Genomic DNA, 16,794 nt, shown 5'->3' with positions numbered 1-16,794 from the left:
CTCCTCGTGCAAGTCGAACACCTGTAATACAACCGCTTCTTGAATTCCCGCCGATTTTCAATATCAATGAGGCGGGCGGGAATCATGGTTGAGACAGCAAAAAAGAACCCCGGGGATCAAGGATTCGAGCAGGACTTTGAACAACCCGATGATAGTTTGGATCGTGCGCAGATCATCGCGGCAGATGCGACGGCGCGGATCCTCGTTGAGGCGGGACCGGGTACCGGCAAGACCGAGCTGGCAGCGCGTCGACTTAGTCATCTAGTCAACTCTTCATTGTCGCCAGGTCAGGTTTTCGTATTGAGTTTCTCAAGGAGTGCCGTTCGCACTCTGACGCGGCGGATATCCCTTATTTCGCAGACGAATCTCAGGACGCTCGAGCAGCTTCGACACGTTTCGCTTAGAACGTTTGATTCGTGGACGTTTCGTATACTCCGGCTCATGGGATATTCGCCAACCCTTCTTTTGTCTCGCCACTACGACCAAAACATTGCCGAACTCGTAACGTTGATCCAAGGACCGAGACGAGACGAGGTGCGCAACTTTATTGGCGAGCGCCGCCACATAATAGTCGATGAATTCCAGGACATGCCCGGCATCCGGGGGGAGTTAGTCCTTAGCTTGCTGGGCTTAATGGCGCCAAACGGTGCGGCAGAATGTGGCTTCACCGTCCTCGGTGATCCCGCGCAGGCAATTTATGGCTTTGCTGTGGGTGCCGGGCAAAGCGACGCGAGTGCTTCCGTCTATTGGCGACGCATCCGGGAAACTTATAGCGGTGAGCTGCAACATAAGGTTCTACGACACAATTATCGAGCAAAGCCTGCGCTTGCGGAGCTATCAGCAAAAGTTCGATCAGTCTTGCTGGGTGATCGCCCTGATGAAGAGAAACTGCTGTATGTACGTGAAGCAATTGCGCAGCTTCCTCCATCGACGTCATTCCAGGATGAGCAAACCGTCACTCAAAGTGGTCCAGGAACGCATGCGATTCTGACAAGGACCAACGGCGAAGCTCTGCGTGTTATGCAGAGGGTGCTAGGTAATCGCGTTGAGGGGCCGACGTCGCCTGTCAGGCTCCATGCCGGGAATTATGCTTCCTTGCCCCCCGCATGGATTGGCGCACTTCTACGGAAGGTGAGATCTCCGGATATCACCCGGTCGCAGTTTTCGAGGATCTATTCCCATCTTCACAACCTTTGGGACGATGAAACACGGATTGCCTTGAGCTTGCCGACAGAAGAGGTCGCGTGGGCGCGCCTTTCGCTTGCATCAGGCGAGCCAGACGATGCCAGCTCCATTCAACTGTCCGCTCTCCGGAACCGTATCGGGTGGCCCGACGCATTTCCCGACGACCAGAACGTGTTCGACGAAGGCGTGCTCGTCACGACGATACACCAGTCGAAAGGCATGGAATTCGACATCGTCACGATTTTGAACGCGACCCACAACGAAGGCGCTGAGGAGAGTGAAAGCTCTGAGGAAGAGGCGAATATTGGCTTTGTTGCGATTTCCAGAGCGGGGACAGAGCTCAACCGGCTGGGTGGCGACGCCCTTTACCGAAGCCCAACTCCTAGAGAGTTCAGCAATGGACGTGAGAGGTTATGCTTTTGGTGGAATGGCTGGATGAACATCGAAATCGGTCTGAGAGGCGATGTCGATCCCTATGGCTTCGTGGATCCAAGCCTACATCTTGGTCTCCAAGAAATCGAAGAGAACCAAGATTTCCTTCTTAAAAACGCACGGATGCTTGCGGGCCACAAAGTGATGCTTTGCAAAGTCGTCCAGAGCGGAAAAGCCCATTGGGACATACACCTTCAAAATGGAAATCGCCCTGGTCGACGGATCGGCCGGACCTCGCCGCAGTTGACCTACGATTTGCTGCAGGCTCTCCACGATAAGGGCTACGCCTTGCCTTACAGGATACTGAACCTGCGCATTTCTAGCGTTGGAACCATTACAGATCTTGGTGACCGAACATTAGAGGAGCCTGAGCGCAGCAGCCGATTGTGGCTGGGCGTGAGCCTATTTGGAACCGGCGACTTTAAAACCGTTAAAGGTAATCGTTGATGACGCAACACCGTTCCATCCGTGCCGAACTTTTGCATCGAGTTACGGGTTTGTTGGTAGGGCCTTTGGACGATGATGAGATCATTCGTTCTCCTCCGGCCGATACTTATCTGAGTGGTATCCTGTGGCCTGAAGGCGAGTTGCTGGATCAGATTGAAGACGATCAAGACGATGGGGCCTCAAGTTCGGATGATGGAGACACCGATGTTGGTGTTCCTGGCTATAGAGCCGTCAGGCCGTGCTCGCTGGGCCTTACATTTGCAGCTAGCGTCGAGGCCACGATTGTTGTGTCAACACTCGACACCTCGCGGTATGTTCCGATCGAACGTGAGCCCGCAGGTGGTGGCCGGCCAGTTCGACATTGGCGCCGCCAGAAGCTGGACTACCGAATCGAGCTTTCCGGACGCGAACCTGCGACTTGGCGCACCAACGAATTCATAGGTTCTGATGGAGCCACATTTGTTGATCAGGATATGGAAATTCATGTGCGCCGTAGAGTTAGCGGTGCCCTCCAGGTCTTGACGATCACTATGATCAACCGGTCAAGCGATGATGATCAACGCCTCCGTGATGAGCGATGCCTGTTCCAATCGGGATTGGAGGTCAAAGCTGTAACTCCGAACGGCCAAGGCGCGATCCAGCCTCGTCCAGCTCTCCCACCACAGGGGTCTGATCCTGACGCGCTTTCCTCGGCTCTGCTGTACAAAGATGTGGTTGAGTATGCGGTCGGGCACGGCGTAGCGGCAACTTGGGAGCTGCCTATCGATCAGCGTATTGCTGTCGTGAGGACGTCGTGGATGCCTGCAGCTATAGTGAAGGGCATGGATCCATCCGGACACCCTGAGCTCATCGAATTTCATCGAACATACCCTTCAGCATTTCGTGCAGAGTGGTTGTCTCGTTTTGAAGCCAGGGGAGAGGTTGTTGCCGCCTTGGCGAGGTTCGCCAATGCATATCAGCATTGGATAGCTGAAGAACTCGCTTCCAAGAAAGATGGGATTGAAGCGTCGCTTCAGGCGGCTGCAGAAATAAACCTGGAGCAATGCAGAACCGCTGCACGTAGGATCGAACAGGGTGTTCGAGTCCTTACTGAATCTGACGACGCCTGGAGGGCTTTTGCGTTAGCGAATTTAGCTATGGATCGCCAAGCGAGGTTCGATGCAAAAGGCGACCGGAAGGGCCCCCTCATATGGCGACCGTTTCAGCTTGCCTACATTTTGCTTGTCATTCCAACCCTAGTTGAGCCGCAACATGACGACCGAACGACGGTCGATCTTCTTTGGTTTCCCACTGGCGGTGGTAAGACCGAAGCCTACTTGGGCCTTACCGCTTTCCAGATTTTTCTACGCCGTCTAACGGCGAATACGCGACGGCAGAAGGGCGGTGTAGATGTCTTGATGCGATACACGCTGCGACTGTTGACAGTACAGCAGTTCCAACGTGCTGCCTCACTCATATGCGCGTGCGATAGCATTCGAAAAGAGCACATTGATCTAGGCGAGGCTGCCATATCTTTGGGCCTCTATGTTGGAGGCGATGCGACCCCAAATCGAGTTTCTGACGCTCGCGATGCACTGCAGGCCGAACGCGATGGACAGAAGCCGCGTTCGACGCCATGTCAACTTTTAAACTGCCCCGTCTGCGGCAGCGATTTGACGCCTTCGAACTACTCTATGCGCCCAGATTCGTCTGCGATTGACATTAGGTGCAGCAACGCATCCTGCCAGACACAGAGCGATCCTCTGCCAGTGATTACGGTAGACGATTTTATCTACCTCTCTCCAACGAGTCTTTTGATTGGGACAGTCGACAAATTCGCACAGCTCCCGAGGCGTAGGGACCTCAGAACGCTCTTTGGTATCGATGATAGTGTTCCGCCGGGCCTCATCATACAGGACGAGCTTCATCTGATTTCCGGCCCCTTGGGTCTATGGCTGGACTATATGAGGCTGTCGTGGACTTGTTGTCTACCAGTCACGATATCAGGCCGAAGGTCATCGGGTCGACAGCAACAATTGGGCAGGCGGCTCGCCAAGTTCGGGCGTTGTTTGATCGCAATGTTCTGCAGTTCCCGCCGTCGGGATTCAAGGCTTCGGACTCCTTTTTCGCGTATCGAGATGACGAAGGAGCCGATCGTGTTTACGTTGGTCTCACCTCAGCCGGCCGAAGCCCGAAGTTCGCGCTCCAAGCTGTTGCAGCCGCGCTGCTGCAAGCAGCCGAATCCTTGCGACAAGACGGTGCTGATCCTGTTCTCCTCGATCCATATTGGACAACGGTGCTATATTTCAACAGTTTGCGAGAGCTCGGAGGAGCGCATGCACTCTTGCAGGACGACATCCCCGGCAAATGACCTTTCTTGCAAGCCGCATGGGAGGAGCGCGGAGAACACTTGAAGCCGATCCAATTGAATTGAGTAGCCGCGTGCCATCTAGGGGACTGCCAGAGTATCTCACTCAACTGGGCGTGGGATTAGTGCAGGGCCTCAACGATCCCTTTGGTCCACAACCTCGCGATTCCGTGCTGGCATCCAATATGATCTCTGTCGGGGTCGATGTGCCCCGGCTCGGACTAATGCTTGTGAACGGCCAGCCGAAATCTACGGCTGAATATATTCAAGCCAGCAGCCGCGTCGGCCGTGGCTTAGACGGTCTGGTTTTGACGTTGTACAATTTCGGGCGCCCGCGCGACGTCTCCCATTTTGAACACTTCCTCACCTATCACGGTGCGCTATATCGAAGTGTCGAGGCCACTAGCGTTACACCATGGGCACCGCGCGCTCGAGACAAGGCTCTTCACGCCGTTTTTGCAAGTGCCGTCCGTCACCTTGCATCAGGAATGCAATACGATCCGGATGCCAAGGCTTTTGATCCATCAACGCAAGAAGTGAAACGAATCCTCCGTGAGCTGCAGGAAAGAGCCCGCTCTTGCTCCGGCGAAATTGAGGGAGACGAAACCGCTGAGGATCTCGAAGCGATAGCTCGAGAATGGGCACAGCGCAGCCGAGATGCGCGCTCGTCTCGCCAGGACCTTCTCTACTGGGAGATAAAAGCTCCCTTCGGTGCCACGCGTCCGCATTTAATGACCTCCGCTGAGGAAGGCGGGCGACCAGGTCGTTTGGCTTGGCCGACGCCCAATTCGATGCGCGAGGTCGAACCGTCCACAGCATTTGCCCTTAGACTGATAAGAAAGTCTTGACATGGCCAGAGCAACACGAAGCCCAGCAACCATGACCACCGATGCCATCGAGCCCCTCGGAGCGGTTAGAAGGTCCCAGTTGACGTCGACGTTTGGGATAGGAGCGATAATCGACCTAGAAAAAGGTTCTTTTATGCCGATGGGGCTCGAGGATTGGGAGCGGGCAACGGGTTTGCCTTCCTTGAGCATAGGTGAACCGCGGCTTCAGGCTATGCTCGGCGTTTCGCATTTCAGATTGGGTCCGGTCAAAGAAGATATTCCAGGGACGAACCAAGTGCGTGCCCGGAGCGCGGCGCCAGCTATGCGTTTTCCCGAGTGGCACGAATGCCCCCGGTGCCATCGCATAGGCAAGCAAGGCTCGCCATTCGAGCTTGCTGCAGACGGCGGCAGGCTTGTATGTCTTGCTCATCAAGCGACTGTATACACTACGCCGGTACGCTTCGTGACGGCATGCCGGCATGGCCACATTAGTGACTTTCCCTGGGAATGGTGGGCGCATAAGGAAAGGCCTGACGGCATTTGCGATGCGCCAAGTCTTTACCTTGGGTCTTACGGTCGTTCCGCATCGCTTGCCGATCTGCATGTTACTTGCAACGCTTGCAGCATAGAAGGGAAGCCCACGCGGAGTTCACTGGGTGAGGCATTCAGTCCCGATGCGTTGTCCGCTTTCAATTGCACAGGCTTCAGACCGTGGCTCTACGATCGTGAGGAGGATTGCGACCAAGCCGTTCGCACGTTACAGCGCGGCGCTTCGAATGTGCATTTTGGAGTTGTCTGCTCAAGCTTATCAATCCCGCCTGCCTCTGAAGCAGTCAGTTTAATCGTTCAAGAGATTCGCCCATTTCTGGACGGCGTTCCGGAAGCGACACTTCCTGCTGTACTGAGCGGCGTAGCACTTCAGCACGGCGTTTCCGTCGACTCCCTTTTGGCGGCGTATCGACAGCTACGCGGGATCGAGACCCGGAGTACGTCTCTAACTGAGTACCTTGCTCGTGCGGAGGAATACGAAGCATTGTCCGAGGATCGCGAGGATCCGGTCATCGGGGGAGTTGTTCCTCAATTCAGAAATCATGCCCTTGAGCCACCGAGGTCATTGCACGCTTGGTTCGACAAGGTCGGCGCGGCTTCTCGATTGCGGGAAGTGCGCGCCTTAGCTGGCTTCTCCCGGATCGAGCCATATCCAGTGAGTGCTGAGCGTGTGGCCCAGGCTATTAGGGACGGATTTGTTTCGCCTCTGTCCAAGACGCCCAGAAACTGGCTGCCTGCCGCCGAAATTCGTGGTGAAGGGATTTTTCTGAGGTTTAGGACGGAGGCAATAGACGATTGGATCGAAAAGAACCCTGCCCTGAGTAGTAGGGCGGCAGTTCTTGAAGAGAGAAGCAGCCATTTGGCCCACCAACGAGGTTATACTCGTGAATACACGGTGACGCCGAGACTCCTGTTGGTACATTCGTTCTCCCATGCCTTCATTCGGCAAATAAGCATAGAGTGCGGGTATTCAGCGTCGGCTCTTCGCGAGCGATTATATGTATCTGAAGCTACCGCTGACCGTGCTGCAATGAATGGGGTTCTTGTTTATACCGGATCCCCGGACTCTGAGGGAAGCTTGGGGGGCTTGGTTCGCCTCGCTGCGCCCGAGTTGCTCGAGCCGATTGTCTTTCGCACACTCCGCAGTGCTGGCTGGTGTGGCAGTGATCCGGTTTGCCTTGAGACTGACCCTAAGCAATCCGGAGATCGTGTTAGCGGTGCCGCGTGTCACTGCTGTCTACTTCTTCCGGAGACGGCGTGTGAGAAGTTCAACAGAGAGCTGGATCGCGCGGTGCTCATCGGCGATATCGAAAACACCTTTTCCGGATATTTCGGGCGTGTTGCCGAGGATGAACTGTGGCTATCTTAATTCCCGACGTTCCCAAGAACTGCCCGAACAGCGAGCGTCATGTCTATGAGAGGCTTGGTCGAGAGCTTCCTGAAGACTGGATCGTTTTACATTCTCTTGGCTTGCCGACCCATGGTTCGAAGATCTGGGGTGAGGCTGATATCGTTGTCCTATCGACTGCCGGCGTTTTCGCGCTAGAGGTAAAGGGCGGAACCGTTGATTGCACCAATGGCGTCTGGAGTTTCGGCGGAGACTTTAACAGCTATTCAAAGCGGGAGAGCCCGTGGTCTCAGGCTATGGGTGCGTTGGGAGCTATTCGAGATCGACTTCGATCAGCCAATTCTGCTTTTCGTCAGGTGCTTTTCGGGTACGGTGTTGTTATGCCGTATACGACCTTTACCGCATCCGGTGCAGAAATATTGCAGGATGTTCTGCTCGATCGGCGGCGCTTTCGACAGTCCCTAAGCTCTTACATACATTCCCTTGAAAAATATTGGTCCGCGGAGCTGTTTAAGAAACATGGTCAGGCCTACCGCGGCCTAACGCCAACAGAGCTCCGAGAAGCACGTCAGATCCTGCGTCCGGATCTGGAAACTGCTTTGAGTATCGGCAGCTATCTAACCGGCGTCGAGTCGAGATTGGTGCATCTCACCAATGAACAAATTCGTGCGTCCCGACGCATGGCTGCGAACCCTCGCACAGTGGTGAGGGGAGCGGCTGGCACTGGAAAATCTGTGATCGCGATTGATCGCTGCCGCCAGCTCGCGTCCGAAGGACACCGGGTGCTGTATCTGTGTTTCAACCAGCTACTTGCAGCGCATGTTCGGGGCGGTGCCGGGGCAGATCTGCCCTTGGGCTCACTCGAAGCGAGGCATGTTCATGCATTGTATCGCGACATCATTGAGCGTGCCGGGCTGCTTCATAAGCTGGAGAGTGAAGATGAGGCTAGCCTCGATTTTTTCTCGACCCGTTTTCCAGATATTGCCGCCGAGGCTCTGTGTGAAAAGCCATACGATAGTTGGGATGTCCTGGTTGTAGACGAGGCGCAGGACATATTGACGCCTCAGCATTTGGACGTTCTCGATCTACTTCTCAAGGAAGGTCTCCGCCGAGGCCGGTGGCACTTTTTTTTAGACCCACAACAGAATATTTATAAGGGCGATATCGCGGCACAAGTTGATGGCCGGCTGGCCGAAGGGGCTCCCGCTTTCGACGATCTGTTCGAGAATTGTAGGAATACACGCCAAGTTGCGGTACAGGCGTCGATTGTGTCCGGCGTCGATCTAGCCGTTGCAGGTGCGCCAGATGGACCTGAAGCAGAGATCAGATATTACTCCGATCGTGAGGACGCCCTTGCTTCGCTTGAGAAGCTCTTACGAGACCTAGTCAGCTCTGATGTACGCCCTGAAGATATCGCAATCCTTTCAACGAGAAAGCACCAGAATTCGCTACTCGCTGGAAAACGCGAGTTGGCCGGACGACGGCTCTTTGATCCGGTCAGCGTGGGTCAGCCGAAAAGCGGCGAGATCCTGTTCAGTACCATGCATGCGTTCAAAGGGCTTGAACGGCAGACTGTGATAGCAGTGGATATGGATGAAACAGGGCAGGATAGGTGGTCGATGTTGCACTATGCTGGTCTGTCGAGAGCTCGGTGTCTGCTATATGTTTTCTTACCTTCGTCGGCGAATCGCGCCTATGAACGCCAGGCAGAAGCTTTTGGTATGCGGCTGAAAGGACGAATTGCTTGAGATGGAACACTGGTGACGCTCGCTCTGATCTGTGCGTCTCCATGTATACGGACGGCGACGATCCGTGCTTTAGACTAAAGGCTTGATAATGGACGTCCGACCAATTCTCCAGAAGATCCAACGGCTTAGGGGTGGGGGGAGAGCGCCGCGAGTCCTTGACCTATTCGCTGGGTGCGGCGGTTTTTCCTTAGGTTTCAAGCGCGCTGGATATGACGTCGTGGCGGCAGTGGAGTTCGATGCTAACGCTGCACAGTCCCACGGAAACAACTTCCATCCGGGAGAATGGCAACACGCCGTACCACGTGACATTACTTGCACCCCGCCGTCGAAGCTCGCGGAAGAATTGAGGTTAGGAGATGTTTCGTTAGCTGTCGATGTTCTCATTGGCGGCCCTCCTTGCCAGGCTTTTGCGCGGGTGGGTCGGTCGAAGCTTCGGGAGATTGCTGAGCATCCGGAGGCCTTTCGGCACGACAGCAGAGCCCGACTTTACATTGAGTATCTCCGATACGTAGAGGCATTCGCGCCGCTAGCTGTGGTGATGGAAAACGTTCCGGACATGCTCAATCACGGTGGGCACAATCTAGCGGAAGAAATTGCCGAAGTCCTCGAGGCAAAAGGCTATGTATGCAGTTATTCGCTTTTTAACGCCGCGTTCTACGGCGTTCCGCAGATGCGCGAGCGAATGCTCTTGATTGCTGTGCACCGGGAAGTCGCCAGCGATGTCATGCTGCCAAAGCCTACGCATTGGATAGAACTGCCGCAGGGTTACGTGGGCTCCAGAGCGGTAGCACTCAAACTTCTGGCGTCGAAGACCGCATTGGGAGGACGCCATCACTACGTTGAAGCACCGCTGCCGGCTTCGGATCTGGAGAAGGCTGTTACGACCAGAGATGCTATATCTGATCTTCCACCGATCAACGCCTTAACTTTGTTGAAGGAAGGTGTCCTGAAGCGCGGGCGAAAGGCCTTTGACGTTGCGATTCCTTACAGTGGTACCACGCAGTCAGGCTATGTCCATACGATGCGGCGGTGGCCGGGATATGAAGGGAAGGCGGCCGTCTATGACCATGTCATTCGCTACTTGCCGCGAGACTATAGGATTTTTGCTGGTCTTAAACCAGGCGATCAGTACCCGGAAGCGCATAAGTATGCGGTGAAGCTCTTCGAAGAGCAGTTGGCCGCATTGAAAAGCAAGGGTGCGGAAGTTGCAGAAGGAACGGTGGAATGGCACTCACTCCGGGCAAGTATAGTGCCTCCTTACGACGCTGGGAAATTCCCTAACAAGTGGAGAAAAATGGAGGCGGATCAGCCAGCCAGGACACTTCTCGCTCATCTTGGGAAAGATGGATATAGCCATATTCACCACGATAGCAGTCAAGCAAGACCAATTTCAGTTCGAGAAGCTGCAAGACTACAGTCCTTTCCGGATGGCTTCAGTTTCGCAGGGACGATGAACCCTGCATTCCGACAAATTGGGAATGCCGTGCCACCACTTTTGGCTTGGCGTGTCGCCTCTACCCTTAGGCAACAAATAACGGCAGCCGTGGCAGATGTTGACGCCTATCCAATTAAGTCGAGGACTGCGACTTGAACGATCAAGATATCATCATCGTGAGATCGCTCACCGACTCCGATATGGGGCTTTTCTCGGCTCATCGCAAAGCGACTGCTAGTCGCCAACGTGCTATTGCACTTACCACGCCTGCCACCGAACGCCTGCTGGATCCGGCTGTCATTGCGGCTCGCGGTGGCGATTTCGATTGCATTACTTCGTTTGGCTCCATCACCAACCGCGAAGTTCGCCGGATCAATAAAGGCGGCAAGAACTGGAGGCTAGGTGGAAGGCAGTTCGAGGCTCCCATTTTCGGAGATTTGGACAGCCGTGACTTTGCACTTTTACGGTCGGTGAAGCACAATGATGGTTCCAGTCCGATCCTGCTAACGTTTGTAGGTCGGCGGTCACATCGTTTCATTCAAGCCGGTCTGGCCGCGATGCTTTCAGATGGTGCTCTGCAACATAATGTTGCGCTGTTTCAGTTTGGGGAACAAGGTTTCGATGCTCTTGCCGAGCTTTTCCCGCCGGTCCCTGCATGCGTGGCGGTTCGTCCTGCTTCAGCTATAGCATTAGGGATTGGATGCCCGCGTTGAAGCGAACCGACGTCCACAGTCCATCCGTTCGCAGCTTCAATATGAGCCGCATCCGGTCAGTCGATACTGCTCCCGAGATGTTAATTAGGCGCGGCCTACATGCCCGCGGTCGCCGCTTTCGTCTCCATACCCCGAACGTTCCAGGTCGCCCCGATCTTCTTTTCCCTAAGCACCAAGCGGCATTCTTCGTTCATGGATGCTTCTGGCATGGCCATACATGTCCGCTTTTTCGAGTGCCGGCGAGCCGCACAGAGTTCTGGATCAGAAAAATTGGAGCGAATAGGCTTCGAGATCAACGGAACTCTCAGGAGCTGGTGGCTCAAGGGTGGCGAGTACTCGTAATTTGGGAATGTTCAACAAGGGGCCGCGCAAAAAGGCCGGTAGGCGAGGTGTTGGACCTGTGCGAAAGCTTCTTAGACGGCGATACCAAGAGAATGGAGATCACAGGCGAATGGGAATAGTCAGCACGGTGCCATCTGTCGATCTGCCAGACCTAACTGCCTTTGATGATGTCAGCCTTCTTCGCCTTCGTGCGCAGCTTCATACAGAGATGAAGCGCCGCAAGCTAGCATTGAGCGTTGGCCAAGTTGCAGAAAAGTTGGCTATATCGTTCTTTAACTCGAATACAGGATGTCCCAATCTTAGCGAGGCAGCGGTGAATACCGCTAATGTTGATGCCTTGTCGCGTCGCGGCGACCGTTATTCGATCAAAGGTGTATTGGATGCGAAGAAGACTGGAACTGTCTATCCGGATGCAGTGTATCCGGACAGACAGCTATTTGAATATCTGCTGGTGGTGAAATTAACCCCGGACTGGGCACTCGATTCAATCTTCGAATTCGATTGGGAAACGTTTGTCCGTGTCCGTAGCTGGGACAAACGTATGAACGCCTGGTATGTTGGTTTGTCAGGCAAGGCGCTCTCGCAAGCGAAGAAATATTAGCGACCTCTCCGTCGTGTTGTCGTTACCCGCGAACACAATAGCGGGGCACTGGCCGCTACAATGGCTCTTTTTCATCACGTTTTCGTGATCTCTTCGTGATTATCGCGCTACGCTAATGCCACTTCTTCCGTGGCTAACAAGAACTCAATTCTTCCTCTGAAAGATTTAGTCCTTCGTTTGTCAAATCTCGGCTGCTCACGCTGACAGTTACGACCGCACGGCCTCCTTTCCGAACCGGCTTGACGTCGCGACTTTTTCGGTGGTCCCCTCTGCGCAGGGAACAGGCACAAGTGGCATTTTCCCACGTAGGCTTCAGGTTGGCATCAATTGCTCGCAGCAGGTTGAGGTCCGACCCTCGAGATGCAGGCATCTTACTGTCCAATACGCAGAGCGCAATTCACGGTATTGAGTAGAGGTCGCGTAATGAGGAAATTGACAGGCGATAGTCGGCCGCCGCTCAGGCAAGGAGCGATTGACGAAATCGGGGCTGCTTCGTTTGAACAACCCAATATTGGGTCTCAATGTATCATTATCGTCGACACTTGGAATGCTGCCGTACCCGTCTTCGACGGCGAGGTTGGGGCAGTCGAACACTATCTACTGGTGGCCCTGGACAGTCTGCTCCGGCCATCGCCTCGTAAAAAAACACAACGGCACTCTAGTTCCTGCCATTCTCACAGGAGGACGCGGTAATGTTTGGAGATGAAATCGAGAGTATTGGGGTCGTGCGTGCTGTTGCCTACGTTCGAGTTTCGACCGGACGACAGGCCGAGTCAGACCTGTCAATCCCCGACCAGATCAACCAAATTTCTTCTTACTGCGCCAACAAGGGCTGGCTGTTAGTGTGTGTGTACAGTGACGCCACAACTGGAACCGATGACAACCGTCAAGAATTCCAGCGAATGATTGAGCGGGCCAAGGATCGAGATCGGCCTTACGACGTGATCCTGATCCATTCGTATTCACGGATATTTCGAGATCATTTTAGCCTTGAAATGTACATCCGGTCGCTTTCGAAGCACGACGTACGCCTAGTTTCGATTACGCAGGAGTTCGGGGATGATCCAGCACACGTTATGATGAGGCAGATGATTAGTCTCTTCGACGAGTACCAGTCGAAAGAGACCGGGAAGCACGTTCTAAGGTCGATGAAGGAGAACGCGCGGCAAGGTTTTTACAACGGAGCACCGTTGCCTTTGGGATATTCGGCAGTTGAGGTGGAGCGTCGTGGTGCCCGGATTAAAAAACACATTGTCTTGAATGAGGCTGAAGCTGAGATCGTCCGTTTGATTTTCCGGCTCTATCGGCAAGGACAAGCAGGTTTGGGGCCGATGGGAATTAAGAGAATAGTGAGTTTCCTCAACGACCAAGGGTACCTAACGCGAAAAGGGGCCCATTTTGGAATAGGTTCTGTGAGTCAGTTGCTTAGGAATCGCATATACACTGGTGAGTACATTTTCAATCGGCGACAATCAAAAACGAAACAACTGAAGCCGAAGTCGGAGCAAATTACGATTGTCGTACCAGCGATCATAAGCGTCGACGAATTTGAGGAAGTCCAACGGAAGCTTCATATTAATTCACCCAAAATTACCCCACCGAGAACCGTTACAAGCACGATCCTTTTGGGAGGCTTGGCGTTCTGTGCCTCATGTGGTGGCGCTATGACATTAAGGACGGGGACCTCAAGAAACGGGAAAGTACACAGATACTATAACTGCTCGATGCATCAACGTGCTGGCACCGACATCTGCGCCGGGCGATCAGTTCGAATGGATACCCTCGACGATCTAGTGACGTCGCACCTTAGAGATAGGTTGCTGAACGAAGAACGTATCGCGCAAATATTGGCTTTGGTGGCGGAAAACAGAGGCAACAAGGCGGCTGAATCCAATGGGCGTGTTGCTACGCTGCAAAATGAGAAGAAGCAGATCGAAATGAAACTCGCTAGGGTCTATCGAATGGTGGAAGAAGGCGACATTGCGCTCGATGAAATTCTGAAAGAGCGTATCGTTTCATTGAGAGGGCAAAACGAGCAAACGGCCTTGGCGCTCGAACTAGCGCGTGGGCAGGTAGCCCTTCAGCCGATAATTACAAAAGACGCGATTTCTGAATTTGCGACCGTTATGCGAACAAACATAGCGGAAGGCGAGATGTCTTTCCGAAAAGCTTACTTTAGATCTGTCGTGCACCGTATTGAAGTTGCTGACGAAGAAATCCGAATAGTCGGCATCAATGCTGGTCTGGAGAAGGCGGTAGCCGGCGGAAATTTGCCATGCCCCCCCGTTCGCGTTTTTGAACGGAAATGGCGCACCCGACAGGATTCGAACCTGTGACCTTTGGAATCGGAATCCAACACTCTATCCAGCTGAGCTACGGGTGCATCCGCAGGCGAGGCGACTCGCCGGTCCGATGGGGCGTTCTTAGCCCAGTATCGTGCGCGCATCAATGTGGAAAATTGAAGTGGATCGAGATCGTCGTCTGGCGAGAGCTTACGTCTCGGCCACCACGCCTTTGGTGATCCTGCGCATCCGCCGGGCTCGCGCATTTCCAGATCGATGAGTCTCCGTCAGCTTCCCCGGTAGGCCGATCTGAGTGCGCTCCATGCGCGCGGGCCGACAGCCCTGTTTATCTGCAGCCGAAGCCAGGGCGCGGTGTGCCAAATTCCGGGATAGAGCTTTCGCGCGATGCGGGACAGTTCGCGGGAAATCTCGACCTCTCCCTCATTGAAGGCGGCGCTGGCCTGCCGGGTCGCCTCCCGCCCGAGAGGGTGGAACAGCAAAGCGTTCGAGAATGCCTCGGTCGGCAGTTTACTTCCGCAATGCTCCAGAAAATGCTCGATCGCAGCTTGTCTTTGTTGAATATCGGGCAGGCGGGGAGAGGAATAGGAGTGGGACATGTTGCGTGAATGGATTCGGTAGACGCTCTGGGGCGTATTGATGAAGCCGACCGGGCCTTCCGCGGCGAGGCGCATCCACATCGCCATGTCGCCGCTGTGCGGCAGGTCGCTGCTGTAGCCTCCGATACGCTTCTGCATTTCGGTCCTGACGACGGCGGTGGGGGTAGGGACGATGTTCCTGCCCTCCATTGCCTTGAGGAAGTCTACACAGGGAAGAACTGTGGTTCTCGCCGTGCCGCCTCGTCCGAATGGTTCGCTGGCGATGCGCGAACCGTCGTCGAAAAGCATCGTGGCATTTCCGAAGGTGAAGCTCATATCCGCGGTCGTCGCCATCATCTCTGCGGCCCTGGAGAAAGCGCCGGGCAGGAGATAGTCGTCTGCCGACAGGAGCAGGAAGAGATCACCCGAGGCCCACTCGATGCCTTCGTTGTAGGTCGCGATGTGCCCCTTGTTGGTGGCGTGGCCGCAGAATTCCACTTCGGGATGTTGGCGTGCCAGCTCTTGCGCCACTTCAGCCGAGTCGTCCGGGGACGCATCGTCCAGAATGAGCATGCGAACAGCCACGCCTTCCTGCGCAAGGACGCTTTCGACGCATTCCCGCAGGTAGCGGCCGTACTTGTAGCAGGGGATGACCACATCAACTGTCGTAGCCATGGGCGCTCCAGAATTCATAGGCAAACGGGTTTGGTCAACGGACCAGGGTGTGTGCACCCCGGGCGTTGTTCTACGCGTTCAGGGAAACAGTCGTTGTCGTGTGGCGAGGCGTTCGGCAAAACGGCGCCTTGGCGGGGTGGGGTGATGTCGCGGACACTTGCCCTTTGTTTCTGGAAGAGTTCGCCGGCATCCGGTCCATGCACAGATTTCGAATGATCGTGCCTCATGGCTGCAGCGCCCGGCGCAATGCCGCATCAACGGCCGCGCCAGCTGTATCCCAGGAGGTGAGCGTAACGCTCTCAGCCGCCTTCCTGGAAATATCTTCCCGGTCTGGTGCACCCATGACGGCTTCCAGCTCCTGTGCCAGTGATATCGGCGTTGGATCCGCAAAGCGAACGAAGGCATTTTCCAGCACGACGCGGTTTTGGGGGCCGTCGTTTACAATCGGTATGCATCCGCATGCGAGCATCTCATAGGGGACCAGCGAAACGTTCGTGAGCGACAGGCACAGGCCGGCGAAACACTTGTTGTAAATGTCATTCAGCTTTGCCGGATTTGATGGGCCGTGGTTGGTAAACCTGAACGGCAAGGCGCCAAGATGCTGTCCGAAGAGGTGCAGCTCGACATCCGGATGCCGCTTGGCGAATATTTCGAGCGCGAGAATTCCAAGCTCCACTGCGCGCCGCGGCGTATGGGACCTGGCGTAGAACGCGATCCCTTTCCGTTCTGATCCCGCACTGCGCCTGTACTGTGCCGTATCACAACCGAAGGGGAAGTGGTCGGTTTTCATGCCGAATTCGCGCGTGAGCTTGTCGGCGAGCCAGCGGCCCGCAGTAATGCCGTGAAAGCCCATGCGGTATGTATTCTCCGCAAGCAGGCTGTTCGTGCTGGTCGGATAGAAGAATGGTTCAAAATCCTGGATGAAGTAGAACCGCTTTCCCGAGCATTTCGCATTGTAGGCCGCATAGGCCGAAGCCCAGCTGGTGGCGACGACTGCGTGAGCGTCCTTCATGCCCCGACGCGCATTCGCTATCTCGCAGTTCAGCTTGTAGTAGTCCCTGGCGATATCGGTGAAATACTGGAGATCTCCGCCATACGGATCGTAGAAATAGACACGATTCCGGTAGCCAAGCTTCTCGAGAAAGTTGAGAATCCGAAATGCCGTTGTGTGCCCGCCCGATCCAGGACCGGCCGGACCGATTATCCAGTTCACCGTAATTTGCTCTCCTTCTTCAAGGGGAGGTTCGGCGATGTCGGGGGGGTGGGA

General features: G+C 54.8%; 12 protein-coding genes and 1 tRNA gene. 10 read left to right on the top strand and 3 right to left on the bottom strand.

The features are described from left to right. Positions 1-84 precede the first annotated feature (84 nt). The 10 genes from F3Y30_RS19115 to F3Y30_RS19070 all read left to right on the top strand — a co-directional run bounded on the left by F3Y30_RS19115 (position 85) and on the right by F3Y30_RS19070 (position 14,310). The gene (locus F3Y30_RS19115) at positions 85-2,064 is read left to right on the top strand and encodes a UvrD-helicase domain-containing protein (RefSeq protein WP_203424255.1); all 1,980 of its coding nucleotides are present in this window, start codon (positions 85-87) and stop codon (positions 2,062-2,064) included. Further along, positions 2,064-4,457 (top strand): hypothetical protein, encoded by a 2,394-nt coding sequence (locus tag F3Y30_RS19110; protein WP_203424254.1) that lies wholly within the window; start codon positions 2,064-2,066, stop codon positions 4,455-4,457. The genes F3Y30_RS19115 and F3Y30_RS19110 overlap by 1 nt, the downstream gene beginning before the upstream one ends. Continuing rightward, a complete protein-coding gene (locus F3Y30_RS19105; RefSeq protein ID WP_203424253.1) occupies positions 4,411-5,259 on the top strand; it encodes a helicase-related protein in 849 nt (282 codons plus the stop codon). The genes F3Y30_RS19110 and F3Y30_RS19105 overlap by 47 nt, the downstream gene beginning before the upstream one ends. A gap of 1 nt (position 5,260) precedes the next feature. Then, the gene (locus F3Y30_RS19100) at positions 5,261-7,156 is read left to right on the top strand and encodes a DUF1998 domain-containing protein (RefSeq protein ID WP_203424252.1); all 1,896 of its coding nucleotides are present in this window, start codon (positions 5,261-5,263) and stop codon (positions 7,154-7,156) included. Beyond that, positions 7,144-8,883 (top strand): NERD domain-containing protein, encoded by a 1,740-nt coding sequence (locus F3Y30_RS19095; RefSeq protein ID WP_203424251.1) that lies wholly within the window; start codon positions 7,144-7,146, stop codon positions 8,881-8,883. The genes F3Y30_RS19100 and F3Y30_RS19095 overlap by 13 nt, the downstream gene beginning before the upstream one ends. Positions 8,884-8,971: 88 nt before the next feature. Next, entirely contained in the window at positions 8,972-10,474 is a 1,503-nt protein-coding gene (locus tag F3Y30_RS19090) for a DNA cytosine methyltransferase (protein ID WP_246752801.1), read from the top strand. Beyond that, positions 10,471-11,031, top strand: coding sequence for a hypothetical protein (locus F3Y30_RS19085; protein WP_203424249.1), 561 nt, complete (start codon positions 10,471-10,473; stop codon positions 11,029-11,031). The genes F3Y30_RS19090 and F3Y30_RS19085 overlap by 4 nt, the downstream gene beginning before the upstream one ends. Then, positions 10,974-11,492: a very short patch repair endonuclease gene (locus F3Y30_RS19080; RefSeq protein ID WP_348649852.1), complete on the top strand. Its 519-nt coding sequence runs from the start codon at positions 10,974-10,976 to the stop codon at positions 11,490-11,492. Before F3Y30_RS19085 ends, F3Y30_RS19080 begins: the two co-directional genes overlap by 58 nt. Then, on the top strand, positions 11,483-11,974 hold the full coding sequence (locus F3Y30_RS19075) for a hypothetical protein (protein ID WP_203424247.1): 492 nt from the start codon (positions 11,483-11,485) through the stop codon (positions 11,972-11,974). Before F3Y30_RS19080 ends, F3Y30_RS19075 begins: the two co-directional genes overlap by 10 nt. Positions 11,975-12,666: 692 nt before the next feature. Next, complete coding sequence (locus tag F3Y30_RS19070; protein WP_203424246.1) at positions 12,667-14,310, top strand: recombinase family protein; 1,644 nt, start codon at positions 12,667-12,669, stop codon at positions 14,308-14,310. On the opposite strand, the gene F3Y30_RS19065 is transcribed toward F3Y30_RS19070, so the two are convergent. The 3 genes from F3Y30_RS19065 to F3Y30_RS19055 all read right to left on the bottom strand — a co-directional run bounded on the left by F3Y30_RS19065 (position 14,281) and on the right by F3Y30_RS19055 (position 16,740). After that, a tRNA-Arg gene (locus F3Y30_RS19065) sits at positions 14,281-14,357 on the bottom strand. The genes F3Y30_RS19070 and F3Y30_RS19065 overlap by 30 nt on opposite strands. Before the next feature lie 186 nt (positions 14,358-14,543). Beyond that, on the bottom strand, positions 14,544-15,527 hold the full coding sequence (locus F3Y30_RS19060) for a glycosyltransferase family A protein (RefSeq protein ID WP_203424245.1): 984 nt from the start codon (positions 15,525-15,527) through the stop codon (positions 14,544-14,546). 223 nt (positions 15,528-15,750) lie between these two features. Further along, positions 15,751-16,740, bottom strand: coding sequence for a glycosyltransferase family 4 protein (locus F3Y30_RS19055; protein ID WP_246752800.1), 990 nt, complete (start codon positions 16,738-16,740; stop codon positions 15,751-15,753). Positions 16,741-16,794: the final 54 nt, after the last annotated feature.

This window comes from Sinorhizobium sp. BG8 (genome assembly GCF_016864555.1).
Classification (GTDB): domain Bacteria; phylum Pseudomonadota; class Alphaproteobacteria; order Rhizobiales; family Rhizobiaceae; genus BG8.
The sequence above is the reverse complement of the archived record's forward strand: the minus strand, read 5'-3'. Positions and strand labels throughout refer to the sequence as shown.